Raw genomic sequence first — 22308 nt, forward strand, 5'->3', positions numbered from 1 at the left:
GGTTCAAAGTTTAATTTTGCCCACGGGCTTTACTGATTAAACGGGTTTACACAGGTTTTCTTTTTTAACTTCATAAGTTCTTTTAGATATAAAAAAATGCCTTGTTTTTAGCAAGGCATTTTTTGTGTTATATTTTAAGCAATAAAAAAATCTGTGTAAACCCGTTTAATCAGTAAAATCCGCGGGCTAAAAAAAAAACACTACAATTTGCCAAAGCAAAAAATGTAGTGTCTTAAATGTAAATAATCTAATGAATGTTAGTGGCGATTATGCCATTTCAGTCTCAAGAGAAGATTTTATAGATGAATTAATAATAGACAAAGTAAGTGGATCTGATTCTCCGGAGAAAAAAGCTTCTAATACTTCCTGAAATACAGGATTGGTGTTTTCTACCAAAGAAAAAAGCGTCATAGAAGAACGTAATTTACGCGCATCCAGATCTCCTAAAATTCCGTCTGCTGATTTTCTTCTAAAAGTTAAAAACAGCTCAGAAATTTCTATAAGATGTTTTCCAAGAATGGGATGTTCAAGGAATTCGGTAGCTTCTTTCAGATCGTTAATGGCGTAATAATTCGCAGTATCGCTCTTACCCAATCCTTTAATCTGAGGAAAGATGAACCACATCCAGTGAGTCTCTTTTTTTCCTTTTTTGATTTCAGAAAGAGCAGTAAGATAAAGTTTGTTTTGCGCATCTAAGAAACGCAATAAATCATTGTTTGAGTGAGCCATTGTGGTAATGTATATATAAAAAAAGGTTGCAAAAGTAGTAAAAAAGATAGGTTCTGCCTAATAAAAGGTTCATGTACTGAGTATTTTAACTTTTAGAGGAGGAATTTTCCTCGTCGTTTTGTAATGAAAAAAAACTCATTTTGAGGGATTTATAATCATTCACTTCGATTGGTTCTTCTAAAGGTTAAATTAATTCTGGGCAATACATTTTTGGCTGTTTTAGGGACATGATGCTGCCAAAAACTATTGGTTGTTCCTGCCATTAATAAAAAGGATCCGTGATGCAAAGGAATCTCTATTTGCGGAATCTCTTTTCTAAATTTATGACGGAGTTTGAACATTCTGGTTTCGCCAAAAGTGACCGAAGCAATAACCGGGTTTGGTCCTGTATTGTGCTCTTTGTCGCTGTGCCAGCCAACGCCATCATTTCCGTCTCGGTATAAATTTAGGAGAAGACTATTGAAATCAAGCTGTGTTTCTTTTTCGACCCTTCCTCTGATAGTCAATAATTCATAAGTCCAGTCAGGTCCGTTTTGGTCTGCACCGGGATTATCCTTGTCTTCATACCAGGAAATCATTCGGGGAACAGTATAGGTTTTATCATAGATTTCCATTTCATATTCTCTCCATTTGGTCTTGTGGAGTATTCTTTCGTAAAAGCGATCAGATTCTTCTTTAGTGAAAAAATTATCGATCAAAATAAGTTCTGCATCCGGCAGGTCAAATACTTTTTTTCCTGCCAGACCAGTGGCAAATAATTCGGTATCGCTAAATAGTGTCATTGTTTGATTATTTTGTGTCAATTTCAATCCATACCGGAGCATGGTCGCTTGTTTTTTCCCATCCCCGCACATGGCGGTCAACTCCTCCGGAAATTAGTTTTTTTGCTAATTGCGGACTTAATAAAAAATGATCAATTCTAAGTCCTGCGTCCCGCTCGTAAGCTTTTCTGAAATAATCCCAAAAAGTATAAATTTTCTCATTAGGATATAAAGTTCGAATCGCGTCTGTCCATCCCTGAGAAACAATAGCTGCAAAAGCTTTTCTAACTTCAGGTAAAAAAAGAGCATCGTTTACCCATTTTTCCGGTTTATAAACATCCAGTTCTGTTGGCATCACATTATAATCTCCAATCAATATTACCGGAACTTTTAAACTCAAAAGCGTTGCTGCACGATCAGCCAGACGACCAAACCATTTGAGTTTATATTCTAATTTTGGCCCCGGGGCAGGATTTCCGTTAGGGAGATAAAGACAGGCAATTACAATTCCGTTAATCAAAGCTTCGATATACCGACTTTGAATATCTTCGTGGTCTCCCGGAAGCACGCGCGTTACTTCGTCAATCTCCATATTACGCGCCAGAATCGCAACGCCATTCCATTGTTTTTGTCCGTGCCAAATCGCATTGTAACCGGCATCATTAATTGCTTTAACAGGAAAATTGTCCTGTTGCGCTTTTAATTCCTGAAGGCATACAATATCCGGAGTGGTTTCTTCAAGCCATTTCAATAAAACATTCAATCGTCCGTTGACTCCGTTTACGTTATAAGTAGCTATTTTCATAGTAGATTTAATTAATTTGTATCATTAAATTTACAGCTTTTTGCGCCTTTATATTTACACAACTTCATATTCTTATTTCAGAAACTGTTTGTTAAAGAATACTTTACGCGGATTTTTTTCTGCGTAAGCAAAAATCAATTGCACAATGTATTGATTGCTTTTATAAGGCGTAGCATAATTTTTTACTTCTAAAGGATCTGTAATTGCAACATCTAACGGAATATATCCCATACCATAAAAATGACCATTTTCGATCCAGATGCAACTGCGTTCTTGTGAGGTTCTTCCTTTTTCTATAATCGCAAAAGTGGGTCTGTTGCCCAATAAAAACTCAATAGCATTGTCGACTTGCTCATTGTGAATTGAAACTTCCGGCAAATCTGTTATATCACTGTTTTTAAATATTTCTCCGTCTTCAGGCCTTAAATATTTGCAAAATCGATAATCAATTTCAAATTGTTCTGCCAGGCTTCGCAATGTATTTGTTCCTTCATGTATACTGCTGAAATGCTCAATGCACGACTGAAATTTATTGAGTTTCCCGATTGCCAGATATTTATATCCGTTGCGGGCTTCATATTGATACAATCCGTATTTCGGTTCAAAACGTTTTAATGCTCTGTTGTAAGTGGGCCAAAGGTGCTTGATTTCGGTACATTCTAAAAGTAGCGCCATTAATTCGTTGCCACAGACTTCAAAAGAAATGGAATGTATATCTCTTAAGAAATGTTGTCTTTGCGGATTGATCTTATGACCGCTAAAATGAGAGGCAACGCGTTTTTTTAAGTTGATGGCTTTTCCAACATAAATTACCTTTTTGACTTCATTATAAAAATAATAGACACCTGGTTTTTCCGGTAAATTATTAAAATCTTCCGGCGGAAGGTTAGGAGGTAAACGCTGATCCTGTGAGGTGTTTTTGATCATTTTTTCGATATGACCTTCATCATCCCATTCGAGTAATCGCGAAAATAATATAGCTGTAGCTGCTGCATCACCACCGGCACGATGCTGGTTTTCTAAAGGTATATCTAATGAATTGCAAAGTTTTCCCAAACTGTATGATGCAAAACCGGGTCTGATTTTTCGTGCCGCACGAACGGTACAGAGTTTTCTCGCTGTCCATTTAAAACCCGCTTGTTCGAGTTGATGGCGAACGAACGAATAATCAAAGTTGACATTATGGGCAACGAAAACACGATCAGTAAGCATTTCTAACACCTTATCTGAAATATCATCAAAGATGGGCGCATTAGCCACCATTTCATTATTGATTCCTGTTAGGGCAAAAATCGCAATTGGAATTTCTTTTTCCGGATTCACAAGCGTTTCATAATGTTCGATCACGTTTTCTCCGTCATGAATGATGATCGCAATTTCTGTAATGCGGCTGCCACTGGCGTTTCCTCCGGTGGTTTCGATATCTACTATGGCGTATTCTTGCTTTTTCATCTTATTTATATAACGTAAAACAGATTGTTATTCTTGTCAAATCTTTCAATTATGTGTTTTGAAATTTCATTCGATGTCTCGGTAAATTAATTTCATGTCCTTGCGGATAGGGTTCCCGATGCGTAGGGCTCACATCTTCTTTGATTAAACGTTGTGTTTTATATTGATCTTTGGCATCCATATAACGCGGATCGGGAATAAAAGGTATCTTGGCCATTTTGGTAATCGTGATCGTCGGGAAATGATAATCGACCTCGACAGTTCCTAAAAGCAGGTAACAACCTCCGCCCTGAAAAGGAAATTGTGCCAGACAATCCGGAAAATGTGCTGTATCAAAATAAGTACCTTCATGATCGATCCAGGTTCCGAAATACATATTGCCTTTTTTGGTGGGAACTTGTTTTCTGGAAATCAGATACGCCAGCATACGCACTTGTTTTTTATGATGAACTACTAAATCTTTGGCCATAATATCGCCACGATGTTTAGTTTGAAGCAAATCAAAAACGGTACAGGATACGGGGAAACTTAAAAGTTCGATTTCATCAAAAGCATCTTCATATAAAGAACGTTCTAAAGTGGGGAGCTTATACTCTTTAACGGGTTCCTGCAGCAGCATCAAACTTCTGTTTTCGGGTTTGAAATTATTTAAGAGCAAACTCGCAATAACCAAGAGCTGATTTTTGGTTTTTCCTGTAAAACGAAAAGCATCTATAAAAATCAGGATTTTCATGCTCTCGATCCCAATTGGAATGCGATTGATGAAATCTTCCAAAGAAAGAAAATCTCCATTTTTCTCCCGATCTGATTCTATTAAATGAGCCGTTTTAGATTCTAAACTCTGCAAATGCATAAAGCCGAGATAAATATCAGTTCCGTACACCGTAGTCTGGTATTCACTTTTATTGACACACGGATTAAGAACTGTTGCGCCAGACATTCGGGCTTCGTGTATATACACTTCGGTTCTGTAAAAACCACCCTGATTGTTGATTACCGCTGTCATAAATTCTACAGGATAATTGATCTTGAGATATAAACTCTGATAACTTTCGACAGCATAAGAGGCAGAGTGCGCTTTGCAAAACGAAAACCCGGCAAAAGATTCAATCTGGCGGTAAATTTCCTGACTAAGCGTTTCAGGATGTCCTTTTCTGGCGCAAGACGCAAAGAAATTATCTTTTACTTTTTGTAAAGCTTCTAAAGAACGTCCTTTTCCAGACATGGCACGACGCAGTATGTCGCCATCAGCGGCGGGAACGCCTCCATAATGCTGAGCAATTTTAATAACATCTTCCTGATACACCATAATCCCGTAAGTTTCGCCAAGATGCTCCTTAAAAACCTCATGAAAATACTCGAATTGATCTGGATAATTATGACGGAAAATGTATTCTTTCATCATTCCGGATTGAGCAACTCCGGGACGAATGATGGAAGACGCGGCAACTAAAATTTTATAATTATCGCAATTCAATCGGCGTAATAAACCGCGCATCGCCGGGCTTTCAATATAAAAACAGCCAATAGTTCGGCCTTGAGCCAAATGAACATTGCAAACTGCTTCGTCTTTAGAAATCGAAGTATTGCGAATGTCGACTTTTATACCTCTGTTTTTCTCAATGAGTTTTACGCTGTCGTCTATATGACCAATGCCACGCTGACTCAGAATATCAAATTTATCAAAACCAATTTCCTCAGCAATATGCATGTCAAAAAGCACAATTGGAAAACCTTTTGGAGGCATTTCAAGTGGCGTGTAATTGGTAATGGGTTCTTCAGAAATAATGATTCCACAAGCGTGCATACTTCGCTGATTCGGATATTTATGCATCATTTTGCTATATTCCTGAACCAGTTTTACAATAGAATTGGTTTCGTGTAACTCCTCAGGGTTTTTAGCCAGCATGTCTAATTCTTCTTTTGGAAGACCAAAAACTTTTCCGACTTCCCTAAAAATAGATCGGTGTTTGAACTCGACATTGGTTCCACAGAAAGCAACATGATCGCGACCGTATGTATCGAAAATATATTCTAAAATGGTGTTGCGTTCTTTCCAGCTCCAATCGATATCAAAATCGGGAGGGCTTTTTCGATTTAAGTTTAAAAAACGTTCAAAATACAGATCGAGTTCGATTGGACAGATATCGGTAATTCCGAGACAATAAGCTATAATACTATTGGCTCCACTTCCGCGCCCTATGTGCATAAATCCCTGACTGTTGCTGTATCTGACAATGTCCCAAGTGATTAAAAAATAACCACTGAATTGTAATTCGTCAATAACTTTTAATTCTTTTTCTACACGTTTTCGAGCAATTTTGTTTTCTTTTTCATAACGCCATTCAAAACCTTTTTCGGCCAATTCTGTTAGTTTTTTGAGATCACTCTCGCGACTTCCTGTAAAGAATTTTTTATTTCTTTTAATTGAAAAATCGTATTGAAAATTACAAGAATCGATTATTCTTTGCGTGTTGACTATGATTTCAGGATAACTTTCATAAAATGGTAAAAGCGATTCTAGCGGGAGCATTTTCTCAGAAGTTTTACAATAATCAGTTTCTGTAAGCCTCGAAAGAATAATATTAGTGTCAATGGCGCGTAGAATTTTATGCAGATTAAATTCTTTTTTATTGCTAAAAGTTACGGATTGCAGCACAACCATTTTCGAAATATTATTTCTATGTTCTGATGTTAAAAGCTTTAAAACTTCATCCGGACGAATTCCGATAAATTCATTTTCACGAAGAAATTCCGGAGCATTTTCTAAAGTATAAATAACAAAAACCGATTCGAATTCGGGAGCAATCAAAGGCAAAGCTTCTCCGCTGAAATTATGATCCGTTAAAAAACGATTCATTTCGCCAAGTCCGCTGGCATTTTTGGCTAAGCCAATGTATCGAAATTCATGATTAGATCGAAATTCCATTCCCACAAGAGGTTTAATTCCTTTGGATTCGCAAGCTCTCATAAAATCGTAAATTCCGGTAACGGTATTAATATCGGTAAGTGCCATAGTTTTTATACCATACAAAACGGCTTGCTCAACGAGTTTATCGAGAGGAATTGTGCCGTAACGCAGAGAATGAAAAGAATGACAATTGAGATACATGATTTATTTGATACGTTTTAAAATTTCATCTTTATTATTAGGCTTAAAAGAAGCTCCGGCACAACGCATTACGGCATCAAAACCATAACGGCTTTTCATTTTATCCATCGCAGCATAAAGTGAAAGCATTTCCTCAGTATCTTCAAAAAGATCAATTTGATACGTTCCGCGAACCAATCCGCTAAAGCGAATACCAATCAGGCGCAATCGCATACGGCGTTGGTAGACTTTTTCAAATAACTCCATTACATTTTTGGTCAAAATATGATCTGCTGAAGTATAAGCTATTTTGCATTGTTTGGTTTCGGTATCAAAATTGGCGTAACGAATTTTAACCGTAATGGTCGAGGTTAGCCATTGCTCAGATCGCAATTGAAAAGCTAGTTTTTCCACCATTCCAATCAATATCGATTTTAGCATGATAATATCGATTGTGTCCTGAGAAAATGTATGTTCGGTAGAAATTGATTTTCTTTCAGTATAAGGTTCTACAGGCGTATGATCTATTCCGTTAGCTTTTTTCCAGATATCCAGACCATTTTTACCAATCATTTGCTGTAAAACTTCGGGAGGCATTTCAGATAAAGTCTGAATTTTTCGGACGCCGATTCGGGATAAAAGCTGAAAAGTGACCGCTCCAACCATAGGAATTTTTTGAATCGATAACGGATTCAAAAAGCCTTGTACCTCGTTTTCCGCAATTTGTAAATTTCCTACTGGTTTTCCCTCGCCGGTAGCAATTTTAGAAACAGTTTTATTGACGGATAACGAAAAACTAATGGGTAATCCGGTTTCTTTAATAACAGATTGTGCCAGTTCATTTGTCCATTTATAACTTCCGTGAAATTTGTCCATTCCGGTAATGTCAAGATAGAATTCGTCGATGCTCGCTTTTTCTAACACCGGCGCTTTTTCCTGAAGAACATTAGTAACATCATGCGATAATTTTGAATATAATTCCATATCGCCTTTCATTACTTTGGCATCCGGACAAAGTTTCATTGCCATATGAATTGGCATCGCAGAACGCACTCCAAAACGTCTGGCTTCATATGAACAAGACGCTACAACACCGCGATCGCCACCACCAATAATTAGAGGTTTGCCTCTTAATTCTGAGTTTGTTAGCCTTTCGCAGGATACAAAAAAGGTATCCAAATCCATGTGTACAATCGCCCTTGCCATTTCCTTTGTTTTTGTACAACAAAATTAGTACAGATAATAACATTTTTTTGTATATTTGATGTTCCAAATTATAACAAATTAATTATGTCCTTATTTTCAGACAATATCAGAGCATTGAGGGTTAAGCATAAAATATCACAAGAGAAATTAGCTGAAAACCTAAAAATTACCAGAGGTAGATACGTTAAATACGAAGACGGAACTTCAGAAGCACCGTATGATATTTTAAAGCAGATTGCTTTATATTTTCATATGAGTATTGACCTGATACTGTCTGTCGATATACGCAAAATAGATGTGGAAAATTTGATAAAACTAGAAGGGAACCGACTTATTTTGCCCATACAAGTCGATCGATTCGGAGAAAATTTTATCGAAATTGTAAGCCAAAAAGCAAAAGCAGGCTACTTAAACGGCTATGCCGATCCAGAATATATTGAAAGTTTGCAACAGGTTTCGCTTCCGTTCCTTGGTCCGGGCAAACATAGAGGTTTTCCTGTAGAAGGCGATTCGATGCCACCACACGAAGACGGTTCAATTATCATTGGCCGTTATGTGGAAAGGCTGGGCGAGGTTATGGATGGAAAAACCTATATCCTGATTACCAAAAATGAAGGTATGGTCTATAAACGTCTAAATAAAAACAAAAAGAATGCTTTGGTTCTGGAATCAGATAATCGTTTTTATCCGAATTACGAAGTGAAAGCTTCAGATATTTTAGAGATCTGGGAATACGAATGTAATATCGGAAGAAGTGATAGACGTCATGAACAGACAGAATCGCAAAGTATGAAAGATTTGCTTTTAGAAGTAAAAAGGGAAGTGATGGAGATTAAGAATAATACTTCGAATACGTAATTTTTCAATTTCAAATTTCAATTGCAATATAAAGTAAGTCTCAGCGGGACGATATGTTTATAGCAAAATTTCATTACATTTTAATAAACCCCATCGGGGTGGCATGTTTATTATCACGATGAATGTCGCTCCGCTGGAGCTTTGTATAGGGAAATCATTAATTATCTATAAATATTACGCTACGCTGAAGCTTTTTTTTAAAATTCTTTATACCAATGTCACATATTTTGTCTGAACTGGACTAAAGTCCAGCCCTACAATATAATTTGAGCCTTTGGCTCTTTTTACACTTTTAGCGCAAACCAAAACGTACTTCCCAGTCCTAAATTGCTTTCTACGCCAACACTTCCGTTTTGCGCTTCAATAAATTCTTTGCTGATTGCTAATCCCAATCCTGTTCCGGATTTTTGACTTCCTGGAACCTGGAAATATTTATCAAAAACTTTGTCTTTATATCTTGCGTCAATTCCTTTTCCGGTGTCGATAACCTGAAATACGATCTGGTTGTTCTCTTTTTTTAATTGAATGACAATCGTACTTTTTTCTGAAGAATAGCGAATGGCATTCGACAAATAATTAATCAAAACCCAGCCTGTTTTTTCGCTGTCGGCTTTTACGTCTTCGAGGTTTTCATCAGCATGAACAACCAATTTAATCTGTTTTTGTTCTGCTTGAACTTTTACGGCTTCCACAGCATAATTTACAATTTCGTGTGGATTACTTTTTTCGATATTCAGCTGAATATTTCCGGTTTCCAATTGCGATAAATTAAGTAGTTCTCCTGTGATTTTTAAGAGCCTTTGACTGTCGTCTTTTATGCTTTCAACCAATTGTTTCTGATCATCGTTCATGTCGCCGGTTTTCGCATTTTCAAGCAATTGAAGACTTAGTTTTATAGATGCAATTGGCGTTTTTAATTCGTGTGAAACGGTGGCAATAAAATTAGTTTTGGCAAAATCCAATTCCTTAAAAAGGGTAATATTTCGCAGAATAATAACATCGCCAATATTGATTTCTTTTTCTTCTCCGGTTGGAATTATGGTAATATTTAGAATTTCTTTTTCGAAATAACTTTCCTTTCCGTGCGCGTAAATTTTAAGCGGTTGTTTTTTAGGAGAATCAATTTCTTCTTTTACAATCAAAGACCGAATTAAATCATTTGACAAGGCCAGAGTAGAAGCCGATTTTCCGATAACGTCTTCCAATTTCATTCCGATAATTTTCAACGCTTCATCATTCATAAATAAAACAATACCTTCATTATCCAGACCAATAATAGGATCATTCATATTATTGATAAGCGTTTCAAGTCGCTTTTTCTCAAAGAACAATTTATATAAATTACTGTCGTTGTATTCCTGAAGTTTTTGCGCCATCGTATTGAACGATTTTGCCAAATCTCCATATTCGCTGTGGCTGGTAAAATGTACACGCTCCGAATAATTTTTATTGGCAATTTCCCTGATACTTTGCGTTAGTTCCTTAATTGGGTTGGCAATGTTATTCGGTAAATTAACCAATAGATTAAAAGCAATCAAAAAGCATAAACTTCCCACAATGGCAATCCATAAATTAGCATTTTCGGCGGTATGTTTCGCAATATCGCTTTTCTGTTTTATGGCATCCAGATTGAGTTTCATAATGGAAAAAATGTCTTGCCTGATTTGCGCTTTTATGGTTTCATCGGAACTGTTTTTTTCTAAAAGCGAAAAATCATTTTCAAGTTTAGCCGTTGCTTCTTTTTCTCCGGGTTCGGTAACATTTTGCGTTTGTTTTTCAAGATATTCCTTGAAAACATGAATCTTATTGTCGGGACTTTCTTTAATTTCATCCAAAGATAAAATCATATTTCGCGAATATTCCAGTGTGTTATAATTCGCTTTCAGAATATTCTCCGTGTCTGCCTTTATCAAAAAAACAGAATAGCCACTCACTAACGAAAGTATAATGATCATTAAAAATAACAATCCAACACCCAGATTCAATTTGGTTTTAATTCTCATTTTATAAAACATTTAATTTTTTTTTTCACCATATAAGTCATATAAGATAATTTAAGATTGCGCAATTGGGGCAAAGTATAGAAAATATAAGAAAGCTTTGTGTACTTGCGCTCGCGAGCAAAAACTTTAATGAACTTTGCGGTTAAAATTCAACGCCCCTAATTAAAATGAACTTATATGGTTTAAATAATTTTACTACGATAAAATAACAAGGTCGACATTCGATAAAGACAGGCGATTTAATAAGCGTCTGAAAATCGTTGTAGACAAAATTACTTTAAATAAATTCAAATGCGGTTTTCCAATGCAGACAGTTGTAATTTGTTTTTCTTCTACCGCTATTAAAATAGCATCAGCAATATTTTTGTGTTCTAATTTTATAACTTCGGCGCCTAATTGTACGGCCAGTTTAAAGTTATTGATTAAATGTCTTTGTTTGTCTAACGCAATTTTGGTACTGCTTTCTTTAGGTGTTTCAACATACAAAACATACCAGGCTCCGTTATAGTAACTGGCTAATCGTGCGGTTTTCCGAATCACAATTTTAGCGGTTTTATCATTACTGCTAATACACGCCAAAAGTTTCTCGTGTTTTAAAGCCTGCAGTTGAGGTACTTCATTTTCGACTTTCCGAACCACCTGACTTGCCACTTCCTTTAAAGCCAATTCACGCAATTGCAGAATTTGTTCGGATTTAAAAAAGTTCGTCAAAGCGGTCTGAATTTTATCAGCCGTATAAATTTTACCTTCTTTCAAACGTGCAATTAAATCTTCAGATGTCAAATCGATATTTACCACTTCATCCGCCAGACGCAAAACATTATCGGGAATTCGTTCCTGAACATCAATTCCTGTAATCCGTTTTACATCTTCATTCAGACTCTCAATATGCTGAATATTAACTGCCGAAATTACATTGATTCCCGCATCTAAAATTTCTAAAACATCTTGCCAACGTTTTTCATTTTTGCTTCCTTCAACATTTGTGTGCGCTAATTCATCAACAATTACAACTTCAGGTCTGAGGTTAATAATTGCCTGTACATCGAGTTCTTCCAGCTGTTTCCCTTTATAGAAAATGGTTCGCCGTGGAATCACAGGCAAACCAGCTAAAAGTTCATGCGTTTCCTTCCGCATATGTGTTTCGATGTAACCAATTTTTACATCAATTCCATTCTTCAACAACGAATGCGCTTCCTGAAGCATACGAAAAGTCTTGCCCACACCGGCACTCATCCCAATGTAGATTTTAAACTTTCCTTTCCGTGATTTCTGAATTAAATCGAGAAAGTGCTGTGCGTTATTTTCTTTTTCCTGTTCCATATGGTTTTGCCACGAAGGCACTAAGTCACTAAGTTTTTATTTTTTTAGCCACAGATTTCACAGATTAGAATGATTATTGAATGGCTTTGTATAGATTGATTAGCCACGAATTCACGAATTATAATTTACATTATCTAGGAAAAAAAATTCGTGAATTCGTGGCGGAAAAAAATCTATTTAATCTGTGAAATGTGGCAAAATAATTTTAAAAAGAAATCGCCAGCGAAGTCGTTACAAACGTATTCGTATCCGTTGGAAGATTGTCTTTTATAAATATTTCATCTTTACTCGAAAGATTTCTGGCTTCAATTCTAAACATAACATTATCAGTAACTAAGTAATCAAAGTTAGCCGAAAATCCGTAAGTTTTAAAACCATTTGGAGTTTCTGTTGCGATGATTACACCTTTTTCATCACTATAATATTCGCCACGTGCAGCCAACTGAATTTTATCTGTTGGTTTATATTGCAGAATCAAAACGGGCGAAAACCAAGTATCGTATTTGTTGCTATTTTTAGCAGATTGTTGCGAACCAACATCAAAACCAGCTGTAATATTTGTTTTTTCGGTTACTTTAAATTGTCCGTAAAAGTTGTTGAAATAACGCCACTTTTTATCGATATCCGGCTGTTCATTTCCAACATACGTACTCCAGTTCAAAACCACCTTATCCGTTGGTTTATACGTAATTTGCGTTCCAAAAGCAGGCGTATGATTTCCGTCTACTTTCTTAATACGCTGCCAGCCGTTTAAATACATTCCGGCCAAATACCATTTCCCAGATTCCGATGTATAACCAATTTTCACTCCCGCTTCATAGTAAGGAGAATTCTCAGCCAAAATACTTCTGGTCAAAGTTGGACAATCTTTTCCGATCGCACTTTCAAAACCAATATGTGCCGGCATAATTCCCGCATCAATCCACAAATTATGGTTTTGTGAAATCTTCACACCAACATTGGCTTCATAAACATTTTTCAATAAATCCTGCTCAGCCGACATATTATATTGCGCATAAGTTCCAGCCATTAAAGCAAAATTCCCGCGAATATTATCTTTTGTATAATTCACTTTTGCCATACCCAAATTCAGGTTCACTTCGTTACTTCGGTTATAATTATAAAAAAATCCCGGGCGTGTATGATCGTCCGGTTTCCCGAAATCATAACTGTAATAAACGTCTACATATCCTGAAAACGTTAACGGATTTTTAGATTCTTCTTGTGCATGTAAATTGCTAAAACCGAAAGCGATTATAGCAGTAAGTATTATTTTTTTCATTTTTGTTTGTCATTGCGAGGAACGAAGCAATCTCATCCTCATTAATTTATTTAATAGATTTTTGGGGTAAAAAAGGCGTATTAATTTTTATTAGTAGGTTTTTAAGGAGCTATTTCCTGCTGTTCCTTCCAATCTTTTGTGCCTCCCGATAGCTATCGGGACCGGCACAAAAGGATTTTCCCTCCCATCAGGGCTAGGGCACTCAGGGTAAAAGGACGTTTTTCGCTCTAATTCCCATCTAGTTGTCATTCCGACGGAGGAGGAATCCCCGCAAGAAACTCCTCAAAAAAACTCGCCAATCTTTGTCGAGCTACTCGTGGAGATTCCTCCTCCGTCGGAATGACAAAACGGACGAAAATCTTTGTCATACCTGCAAGGTTTTGAAAACCTTGCAGGAGAAAAACCTTAGAACCTTAGCGACTCAGAACCTCAGAACCTTGTTTTAGCGAAGCGCATCAAGCGCCATATTCAATTCCAAAACATTAACCGTTTCAGGACCAACAACAGCCGTATTAATTTTAGATTCAACTAAAGCTTTTACTTTATCTTCCGCTAATTTTCGTTCTTTGGCAACACGTTTTACCTGAATCAAAGCACCTTGCGGAGAAATATTTGGATCCAATCCGCTTCCGGATGCCGTAACCATATCAGATGGAATCTCCCCTTTTTTCAAATAAGGATGAACAAGTAAAAGTGTATCAATTCTTTTCTGAACCAAAGCCAAATAATCAGCATTGCTTGGGCCTTTGTTACTTCCGGCACTTCCGGCAGCATTATAATCTACAGCCGAAGGTCTTCCCCAGAAATAATTTGATTTATCGAATTTCTGACCAATTTTTTGATAGCCAACCACTTTTCCGTTAACAGAAATGGTTTCTCCTTTTCCGTGATTCGGAGCCATTTGTGCAATTCCATAAATTGCAAGAGGATAAATAACTGCAAACAAGATTAAAGTAAGCAGTGTCAATTTTAATAGTGAGAATATATTTTTCATTTTTTTCTTTTTAGAGTTCTAAGGGACTAAGGTTCTGAGGGACTAAGAAAAAAACTTAGCACCTTAGCGCCTCAGAACCTTAGCAACTTTTTTTTTACATAAATAAGGCAACAAGTAAATCAATCAGTTTAATTCCGATAAATGGAACAATCAATCCGCCTAAACCGTAGATCAAAAGATTTCTTTTTAGGATTGCACTTGCTCCGATTGGTTTGTAATCAACACCTCTCAAGGCAAGGGGAATCAAAATTGGAATGATAATCGCGTTAAAAATTACCGCTGATAAAATGGCACTTTCAGGGCTATGTAAATGCATAATATTCAAACCTTGAAGCGCAGGAATCGCAGTAATAAAAAGAGCAGGAACAATAGCAAAATATTTCGCAACGTCATTTGCAATAGAAAAAGTAGTTAAAGTTCCACGAGTCATTAAAAGCTGTTTTCCAATTTCAATAATCTCAATAAGTTTCGTCGGGTCATTATCAAGATCGACCATGTTTCCGGCTTCTTTAGCAGCCTGAGTTCCACTGTTCATGGCGACACCCACATTCGCTTGCGCAAGGGCAGGAGCGTCATTCGTTCCGTCTCCCATCATGGCAACCAATTTACCCAGATTTTGCTCGTTTTTGATGTAGTTCATTTTATCCTCAGGTTTTGCTTCGGCAATGAAATCATCAACTCCCGCAGCTTCGGCAATAAACTTAGCTGTTAACGGATTATCACCAGTAACCATTACCGTTTTTACACCCATTTTTCTCAATCGGTCAAAACGTTCTTTCATTCCGGTTTTAATGATATCCTGTAATTCGATAACACCTTGAACCTGATCGTTTTTAATAACCACTAATGGCGTTCCTCCGTTTGAAGAAATGTCGATTACTTTTTGTGCAGTATCTTCTGGAAAACTATTTCCTGCCTGAGCGGCAATATTTTTTGCAGCATCCTGAGCACCTTTTCTAATATTAGTTCCGTCTTTTAAAACAACTCCGGAAGTTCTGGTTTCTGCGGTAAATTTTATTAAAGTAGCACCTTCAATTGATAATTTATTGGCAGTTTCGGCTCCTGCCAATTCCACGATACTTTTCCCTTCCGGAGTGTCATCTGCTAATGAACTTAACACAGCAGATTTTATAAAATCTTCTTCTGAAACGCCTTTTGTAGGATAGAAACTGGTCGCTTTTCTGTTTCCAATAGTGATGGTTCCGGTTTTATCCAAAAGTAATACGTCAATATCTCCGGCAGTTTCCACCGCTTTTCCAGATTTTGTAATTACGTTAGCGCGCAAAGCTCTGTCCATTCCGGCAATACCAATCGCAGAAAGCAAACCTCCAATTGTCGTTGGAATTAAGCATACAAACAAAGCAATAAAAGCCGCAATCGTGATGGGTGCATTTGCATAGTCGGCAAACGGTTTTAGCGTAACGCACACAATCACGAAGATTAAGGTAAATGCGGCTAATAAAATGGTTAAGGCAATTTCGTTTGGCGTTTTCTGACGACTTGCACCTTCAACCAAAGCAATCATTTTATCTAAAAAGCTTTCGCCAGGTTCAGAAGTTACAATTACTTTAATTTTATCAGATAACACTTTTGTCCCTCCGGTTACAGATGATTTATCACCACCAGCTTCCCGAATAACAGGAGCACTTTCTCCGGTAATCGCACTTTCGTCGATAGTTGCCAATCCTTCAATAATTTCACCATCGGTTGCAATTAAATCGCCAGATTCACAAACGAAAATATCTCCTTTTTTCAATTCTGATGAACTGATATTTCTGATTTCTCCGTTTGGTAAAATCTGTCTTGCAGGCGTTTCTTCACGTGTTTTTCGTAAACTGTCGGCTTGTGCTTTCCCTCTGGCTTCGGCAATAGCTTCGGCGAAATTGGCAAACAAAAGTGTTGCTAGTAAAATTAAGAACACAATTACATTATAAGTAAAACTGCCCTGATCTGTTGCTCCCATCAAAATGGAAACACAAACAGCAAACATAATGGCAGTTCCAATTTCTACGGTAAACATTACCGGATTTTTGATCATCAATTTTGGATTAAGCTTCACAAAAGACTGCGCTAAGGCTTCTTTTACCTGTTTGCTTTCAAACAATGATGCGGATTTATTAGTTGTCATTTTTTTGAATGTTATTTATTAAGCTAATATTTATTTTAAACACATAGAGACATAGATTTTTACTTTGAGAGTTAGGCGTTTCACTTGCATGTAAACACATAGCTATGTGTGAAAAACTAGTTTTTTTAAAATTCTTTCTGTCTGTTTTGTTTTGCTATGTTTCTATGTGTTTAAAATATTCAGCATTTTTATTTTAGTGTAAAATATTCTGCCAATGGACCTAAAGCCAAAGCTGGAAAGAATGATAAGGCAGCAATAATTGCGATTACAGCGAAAACCATTATTCCGAAAATAGAAGTGTCAGTTTTTAAAGTTCCTGCACTTTCCGGAATGTATTTTTTGTTTGCCAATAATCCGGCAATTGCTAATGGCCCAATAATCGGAATGAAACGGCTTAACAGCAACACAATTCCTGTAGTGATATTCCAAAAAGGATTATTATCTCCTAAACCTTCAAAACCAGAACCGTTGTTTGCGGCACTCGAAGTATATTCGTATAACATTTCTGAGAATCCATGATTGCCAGGATTGTTTAGCCAGCCTGTCGCGTTTCCGCTAAACCAATAACCCATTGCAGTATCATGAGCTGCAAAATAAGAAGCTATTGCTGTTCCGGCTAAAATCAATAAAGGATGAAGAATCGCAATAAAAGCAGCAATTTTAACTTCGCGGGCTTCGATTTTCTTTCCTAAAAATTCGGGGGTTCGCCCCACCATTAATCCGGAAATAAATACAGCCAGAATAATGAAAATATAGAAGTTCAGAATTCCAACACCACAACCTCCGTAAAAGGCATTTACCATCATAGCAAGTAATTGCATAGCTCCGGAAATCGGCATAGAACTATCGTGCATACTGTTTACAGAGCCTGTAGAAATTACGGTTGTAGCAATACTCCAGAATCCTGAAATCGCAGGGCCAAACCGAACTTCTTTTCCTTCCATCGCTCCGGTTGCCTGAGCAATTCCCATTTTTTCTATCGCTGGATTTCCATTTAGTTCACTGATAACTGTTGGAATGACAAGGAGTAAAAAACCAATTGTCATTACTCCGAAGATTACGTAGGATAGTTTTCTTTTCTTTAGATAAAAACCTAAAGCAAAAATCATGGCAAACGGAATTATCAATTGTGCCCAAAGCTCAACCGCATTAGTAAAATAAGTAGGGTTTTCTAATGGATGTGCTGAGTTAGCTCCAAAGAATCCTCCACCGTTTGTACCTATATGTTTGATAGCAATAAAAGCTGCAGCCGGACCGCGTGAAACTTGTACTGAATCACCTTGTAAGGTTGTAATAGTGTCTTTTCCTTCAAACGTCATAGGAGTTCCGCTAAATAATAGCGCAACTGCTACAATAGCTGAAAGTGGTAACAAAATACGAGTACAGCTTTTGATGAAATAATTATAAAAGTTTCCCAGTTTATCTGTGGTTCTCTCTTTCATTGCAGTAAAAATCATTGCTGCAGCAGCCATTCCGACACCAGCAGAAACAAATTGCAGGAACATCAAAACCATTTGGGACAAATAAGAAACTCCGGTTTCGCCTGAATAATGCTGTAAATTACAGTTTACTACAAATGAAATAGCAGTATTAAATGCCAAATCGGGTGTCATGGACGGATTGTTGTCGGGATTTAAAAATAGCGATCCCTGAAAAAGCAAGACAAAAAAGCAAAGAAAGAACCAAATCATGTTCACACTCAAAAGTGCTTTCAAATGTTGTTTCCAGTTCATCTCTTCAGTAGAATTGATTCCGCTGATTTTAAAAATAAATTTTTCAATTGGATTGAAAATCGGGTCAAAAAGTGTTTTATCCCCCAAATAAACTTTAGCAATATATTTTCCTATTGGAATGGCTAAAACTATCGAAATGATAAAAATGCTAATGACACCAAATAACTCTGTGTTCATATTTTGTTTGTTAGAAATTAAATAAAATTTGGGCTTTTATAAAAACGCAATAAGCGTTACAAAGGCTAATGTCCAAGCCACAAAAACATATAATAGTAGCTTTTTTCCAGACTGTGACTTTTTCATTTTTTTAGAATTTTTCAGGCTTGATTAATACATAAACCAAATAGCCAAAAACAGCGATGGAAATAATAAATAGTGCAGTCATGATTTAGATTTTTTCAAAAAATTCAACTGATTTAAAACAAATGGCAAAAAGCACAACGGCCAATGCGAGTAAAAGAAAAGTGATCATAATTATTTTAGATTTTAGAGTTCACATTTTAGATTTTGTTTATGCGATTAAACAATTAACCGATTAAACTTTTACACGCCTGAAGCATTAATCTGCTTGATATATTCCGCTTTAAGCGTTTGTGGGAAAAGATGTGAAATGTTGCAGTGACGTACTTCCATAAAAGAAGAAACGGAGAAAACATACACATTAGAAATAGCATTTTTAGTTTCAATGCTTCCGCTAATGAAGAGGCGTTCAGCAAGTGCGAGACATTTTTTGGCACGAACAATATTTCCAGAAATGATTGATTTTTTGGTTATCTCGGCAAAGCGTTCGGCTTGTTTGTAGATTGAGGTTACTTGATTTTTCATGAGAATGAATTTTTATGTTCTTCCTCCTTATGCCAAAATATGTTCCGAAAAAGTTGAGGTATAGCTAAAGTGCTGTCAATAAAAGGAATGTGGTTTTATGCCAAAAATCAGGCATAAAAAAAGCCTATCAAAATGATAAGCTTTTATTGAAATGATAAGGTTTGTTTCGAATTCCTGCAAGGTTTTCAAAACCTTGTAGGTATTATGTTTAAAGTTTAATATTTAAAGTATTTAAAATTTAGACCTACAAGGTTTTGAAAACCTTGCAGGACGGCATTCTATAAGTTATATTCTTCCAATTTTCTATACAAAGTCGCAATCCCAATTTCTAACAATCGCGCTGTTTCAGCCTTATTTCCTTTGGTATAATTTAAAACTTTTTGAATATGCAATTTTTCAATACTCTGCATAGAAAAAGCTGACATTGATTTTGTTGCTTTTTCAGGCTGATGCTGCATTTCATAAGGTAAAACATCCGAAGTCAAAGTATCTCCATTGCTCAAAATAACAGATCTTTCGATGATATTTTTAAGCTCGCGGATATTTCCCGGCCAGGAATAATTTTCTAATTTCTGCAGAAAATCATCAGCAATATTTAAAGTTTTTTTATTCGTTTTTTCAGAAAATTGCTTCACGAAATAATGGGCTAAGACTGAAATGTCTTTGATTCTTTCTCGCAAAGACGGCAATTTGATTTCGAAAATATTCAATCTAAAATATAAATCAGAACGAAAACGGTGTTCGTCACTTTCTGTTTTTAAATCACGGTTTGTCGCCGCAATTAATCTGAAATTTGATTTTTTTGGAGTTGTGTCTCCCACCGGAATATATTCACTGGTTTCTAAAACGCGTAATAATTTGGCCTGAAGGTCGATTGGCATTTCGCCAATTTCATCTAAGAATAAAGTTCCGCCGTTTGCTTCCTCAATAAAACCTTTTTTATCCTTTAAAGCTCCGGTGAAAGCGCCTTGTTTGTGACCAAAAAGTTCACTTTCTAAAATCTCTTTACTGAAAGTGCTGCAATTTAAAGCCACAAAAGATTTTCCGACACGAGTACTATTTTCATGAATGGCTTGTGCAAAAACTTCTTTTCCGGTTCCCGTTTCTCCGGTTAATAAAACAGTCGATTCAGTTTTGGCAACTTTCTGTGCCAAATCGATTACTTGCTCTATTCCTTTAGATTTTCCAATAATGGTATTGAAGGAATATTTATCGCCAATGCGTTTTTCAAGTTGCTGCACCTTTTTCTGTAACTGCACTTTTTCGACGGCTTTGTATAAAAGCGGAATAATTTTATCATTATCATCGCCTTTTACAATGTAGTCAAAAGCGCCGTTTTTCATGGCCTGAACGCCATCTGGAATATTTCCGAAAGCAGTTAGTAAAACAACTTCTACCAAAGGGAAACTGCTTTTTATATTCTGAAGAAAATCGACGCCATTTCCGTCAGGTAATTTGACATCGCACAAAACAACATCAATTTCGGTTTGCTCCAATTTTTTAAAACCCGACTTCAAATCTTTGGCTTCAAAAACTTCAAAGCCTTCCGATTTTATAATTCGTGCGAGCAGACTTCTAAGTTTTTCTTCGTCGTCTATAATTAAAATTTTGTGTGTCATTTGTGGGAAAGGCTAAAGTCGAAAGTATTTTTTTGAATACAAATTTAGGTTTTAAATCATTCAACTTTTTTGATCGATATATTTAATTTATATATAACAGCATTAAAATATTTAACACTGATAAATTTATAATTCTATTAACATGAAAAAAATTAAGCTTTATAACAAATGAATTAATTTTGCATAAAAGCTACATTATATATGAAAGACCCAATTTCAATCTCAATATTAGAATTAGCTATCATTACACAAGATAGCAACGCAAAAGAAACATTTCAAAAAACAAAAGAAATAGCGCAACTAGCAGATCAATTAGATTATAAACGTTTTTGGCTGGCCGAACACCACAATATGGCACATGTGGCAAGTTCTGCCACAGTAGTTTTAATTGGTTTTATTGCAGGTAACACTAAAAATATTCGTGTAGGTTCTGGCGGAATTATGTTGCCAAATCATTCTCCTTTAATAGTAGCAGAACAATTCGGAACATTAGAAACGCTTTATCCTAACCGAATCGATTTGGGATTAGGAAGAGCACCAGGAACAGATCAGCCAACTGCCGAAGCCATTAGAAAAGACTTTTTTGAGCAGGCGCAGCGTTTTCCGGCAAATGTAAGCAAGCTTCAGGATTATTTTTCTTCGGAAAATGCAACAGCAAAAGTTCGTGCATTTCCCGCTGAAGGCACTAATGTTCCCATCTGGATTTTAGGATCAAGTATGGAAAGTGCTGCTCTAGCCGCTGCATATGGCTTACCTTATGCCTTTGCCGGACATTTTGCACCACGCCAAATGATACAGGCGTTTGAGTTTTACAGAGAAAATTTTCAGGCTTCAGCAACTTTAGACAAGCCCAAAACTATGGCCTGTGTTAATATAATCGCCGCAGACACAAATGAAGAAGCTGAATTTCTATCAACAAGTCTATATCAAATGTTTTTGAATCTAATTCGTGGCGATCGCAAAGGACTTCAGCCGCCAGTGCCTTCTTTAGACGATATCATGAGCGAAGAAGAACGTTTTCATGTCGATCAAATGACAGCATGTACATTCACTGGAAACAAGGAACAGCTAATAATAGATCTTAAAAAGTTCATCGACTATGCACGCGTAGACGAGCTAATGGCAACGGGTCCAATTTTCGATCATCAGGCTAAGCTCAAAAGCATCCATATTACAAAAGAAGTAATAGATAGTATAAACACTATATAGGACACTTTTTCCTCTCCTATATATAAGGTAAGATTTCATTCCCACAACCCGACAGTTCTTAAAGCTGTCGGGTTTATTTTTTTTGCAGCTATATATAAGGAGAAGTTTCTACTATAATATATAAGAGCAATTTTTAATACAAATAATACATAGACTAGCTTTTATTGGAATTTGGAATTTTAAAGATTTGGAATTTTAGTTTTTATTAGGAGCTATTCCCGCTGTCCTTCCAATCTTTTGTGGTGAACCCCACCACAAAAGGATTTTCCCTCCCATCGGGGCTCATATCT

17 protein-coding genes are annotated in these 22308 nt (G+C 36.4%); 2 read left to right on the forward strand and 15 right to left on the reverse strand.

The features are described 5' to 3' along the window. Positions 1–267 precede the first annotated feature (267 nt). The 6 genes from FLP_RS04700 to dinB all read right to left on the reverse strand — a co-directional run bounded on the left by FLP_RS04700 (position 268) and on the right by dinB (position 8044). Positions 268–729 carry a DUF1810 domain-containing protein gene (locus tag FLP_RS04700; protein ID WP_065448365.1) on the reverse strand — a complete coding sequence of 154 codons (462 nt, stop codon included), beginning with the start codon at positions 727–729 and terminating at the stop codon, positions 268–270. Between the two features lie 155 nt (positions 730–884). Further along, positions 885–1511: an alpha-ketoglutarate-dependent dioxygenase AlkB family protein gene (locus FLP_RS04705; protein ID WP_065448366.1), complete on the reverse strand. Its 627-nt coding sequence runs from the start codon at positions 1509–1511 to the stop codon at positions 885–887. A 7-nt stretch (positions 1512–1518) separates the two neighbouring features. After that, positions 1519–2295 carry an exodeoxyribonuclease III gene (gene xth / locus FLP_RS04710; RefSeq protein WP_065448367.1) on the reverse strand — a complete coding sequence of 259 codons (777 nt, stop codon included), beginning with the start codon at positions 2293–2295 and terminating at the stop codon, positions 1519–1521. A gap of 72 nt (positions 2296–2367) precedes the next feature. Continuing rightward, positions 2368–3747 carry an exonuclease domain-containing protein gene (locus FLP_RS04715; RefSeq protein ID WP_065448368.1) on the reverse strand — a complete coding sequence of 460 codons (1380 nt, stop codon included), beginning with the start codon at positions 3745–3747 and terminating at the stop codon, positions 2368–2370. A gap of 49 nt (positions 3748–3796) precedes the next feature. Then, positions 3797–6859: a DNA polymerase III subunit alpha gene (locus FLP_RS04720; protein ID WP_065448369.1), complete on the reverse strand. Its 3063-nt coding sequence runs from the start codon at positions 6857–6859 to the stop codon at positions 3797–3799. A 3-nt stretch (positions 6860–6862) separates the two neighbouring features. Next, entirely contained in the window at positions 6863–8044 is a 1182-nt protein-coding gene (dinB, locus tag FLP_RS04725; protein WP_065448370.1) for a DNA polymerase IV, read from the reverse strand. Positions 8045–8128: 84 nt separating this feature from the next. On the opposite strand from dinB, the gene FLP_RS04730 reads away from it, so the two are divergent. Beyond that, positions 8129–8902: an XRE family transcriptional regulator gene (locus tag FLP_RS04730; protein ID WP_065448371.1), complete on the forward strand. Its 774-nt coding sequence runs from the start codon at positions 8129–8131 to the stop codon at positions 8900–8902. Between the two features lie 284 nt (positions 8903–9186). Here FLP_RS04730 and FLP_RS04735 read toward each other — a convergent pair whose 3' ends face one another. From FLP_RS04735 to FLP_RS04770, 9 genes are all read right to left on the reverse strand, one after another. Further along, positions 9187–10905, reverse strand: a complete 1719-nt coding sequence (locus FLP_RS04735) for an ATP-binding protein (RefSeq protein WP_065448372.1) — start codon at positions 10903–10905, stop codon at positions 9187–9189. A 195-nt stretch (positions 10906–11100) separates the two neighbouring features. Next, positions 11101–12228 carry a histidine kinase gene (locus tag FLP_RS04740; RefSeq protein ID WP_065448373.1) on the reverse strand — a complete coding sequence of 376 codons (1128 nt, stop codon included), beginning with the start codon at positions 12226–12228 and terminating at the stop codon, positions 11101–11103. 205 nt (positions 12229–12433) lie between these two features. Further along, positions 12434–13510, reverse strand: a complete 1077-nt coding sequence (locus FLP_RS04745; protein WP_065448374.1) for a porin — start codon at positions 13508–13510, stop codon at positions 12434–12436. Positions 13511–13952: 442 nt separating this feature from the next. Then, positions 13953–14504 (reverse strand): K(+)-transporting ATPase subunit C, encoded by a 552-nt coding sequence (locus FLP_RS04750; protein ID WP_065448375.1) that lies wholly within the window; start codon positions 14502–14504, stop codon positions 13953–13955. Between the two features lie 94 nt (positions 14505–14598). Continuing rightward, a complete protein-coding gene (gene kdpB / locus FLP_RS04755) occupies positions 14599–16632 on the reverse strand; it encodes a potassium-transporting ATPase subunit KdpB (RefSeq protein ID WP_065448376.1) in 2034 nt (677 codons plus the stop codon). A gap of 188 nt (positions 16633–16820) precedes the next feature. After that, positions 16821–18542, reverse strand: coding sequence for a potassium-transporting ATPase subunit KdpA (gene kdpA, locus FLP_RS04760; protein WP_065448377.1), 1722 nt, complete (start codon positions 18540–18542; stop codon positions 16821–16823). Positions 18543–18672: 130 nt separating this feature from the next. Then, positions 18673–18750 (reverse strand): K(+)-transporting ATPase subunit F, encoded by a 78-nt coding sequence (gene kdpF / locus FLP_RS25085; RefSeq protein WP_072975519.1) that lies wholly within the window; start codon positions 18748–18750, stop codon positions 18673–18675. A gap of 158 nt (positions 18751–18908) precedes the next feature. Next, positions 18909–19190, reverse strand: a complete 282-nt coding sequence (locus tag FLP_RS04765) for a DUF7674 family protein (RefSeq protein WP_065448378.1) — start codon at positions 19188–19190, stop codon at positions 18909–18911. Between the two features lie 278 nt (positions 19191–19468). Further along, positions 19469–20809: a sigma-54-dependent transcriptional regulator gene (locus FLP_RS04770; protein ID WP_065448379.1), complete on the reverse strand. Its 1341-nt coding sequence runs from the start codon at positions 20807–20809 to the stop codon at positions 19469–19471. Between the two features lie 201 nt (positions 20810–21010). On the opposite strand from FLP_RS04770, the gene FLP_RS04775 reads away from it, so the two are divergent. Then, the gene (locus FLP_RS04775) at positions 21011–22018 is read left to right on the forward strand and encodes an LLM class flavin-dependent oxidoreductase (RefSeq protein ID WP_065448380.1); all 1008 of its coding nucleotides are present in this window, start codon (positions 21011–21013) and stop codon (positions 22016–22018) included. Positions 22019–22308 lie beyond the last annotated feature (290 nt).

This window comes from Flavobacterium piscis (genome assembly GCF_001686925.1).
GTDB lineage: Bacteria > Bacteroidota > Bacteroidia > Flavobacteriales > Flavobacteriaceae > Flavobacterium > Flavobacterium piscis.

Coding starts and splice junctions, on each gene's coding strand:
- FLP_RS04700 (WP_065448365.1), bottom strand. CDS start 729: ATGGCTCACTCAAACAATGATTTATTGCGTTTCTTAGATGCGCAAAAC.
- FLP_RS04730 (WP_065448371.1), top strand. CDS start 8,129: ATGTCCTTATTTTCAGACAATATCAGAGCATTGAGGGTTAAGCATAAA.
- FLP_RS04720 (WP_065448369.1), bottom strand. CDS start 6,859: ATGTATCTCAATTGTCATTCTTTTCATTCTCTGCGTTACGGCACAATT.
- FLP_RS04765 (WP_065448378.1), bottom strand. CDS start 19,190: ATGAAAAATCAAGTAACCTCAATCTACAAACAAGCCGAACGCTTTGCC.
- FLP_RS04740 (WP_065448373.1), bottom strand. CDS start 12,228: ATGGAACAGGAAAAAGAAAATAACGCACAGCACTTTCTCGATTTAATT.
- FLP_RS04750 (WP_065448375.1), bottom strand. CDS start 14,504: ATGAAAAATATATTCTCACTATTAAAATTGACACTGCTTACTTTAATC.
- FLP_RS04775 (WP_065448380.1), top strand. CDS start 21,011: ATGAAAGACCCAATTTCAATCTCAATATTAGAATTAGCTATCATTACA.
- dinB (WP_065448370.1), bottom strand. CDS start 8,044: ATGGCAAGGGCGATTGTACACATGGATTTGGATACCTTTTTTGTATCC.
- FLP_RS04735 (WP_065448372.1), bottom strand. CDS start 10,905: ATGAGAATTAAAACCAAATTGAATCTGGGTGTTGGATTGTTATTTTTA.
- kdpA (WP_065448377.1), bottom strand. CDS start 18,542: ATGAACACAGAGTTATTTGGTGTCATTAGCATTTTTATCATTTCGATA.
- FLP_RS04705 (WP_065448366.1), bottom strand. CDS start 1,511: ATGACACTATTTAGCGATACCGAATTATTTGCCACTGGTCTGGCAGGA.
- FLP_RS04715 (WP_065448368.1), bottom strand. CDS start 3,747: ATGAAAAAGCAAGAATACGCCATAGTAGATATCGAAACCACCGGAGGA.
- xth (WP_065448367.1), bottom strand. CDS start 2,295: ATGAAAATAGCTACTTATAACGTAAACGGAGTCAACGGACGATTGAAT.
- kdpF (WP_072975519.1), bottom strand. CDS start 18,750: ATGACTGCACTATTTATTATTTCCATCGCTGTTTTTGGCTATTTGGTT.
- FLP_RS04770 (WP_065448379.1), bottom strand. CDS start 20,809: ATGACACACAAAATTTTAATTATAGACGACGAAGAAAAACTTAGAAGT.
- kdpB (WP_065448376.1), bottom strand. CDS start 16,632: ATGACAACTAATAAATCCGCATCATTGTTTGAAAGCAAACAGGTAAAA.
- FLP_RS04745 (WP_065448374.1), bottom strand. CDS start 13,510: ATGAAAAAAATAATACTTACTGCTATAATCGCTTTCGGTTTTAGCAAT.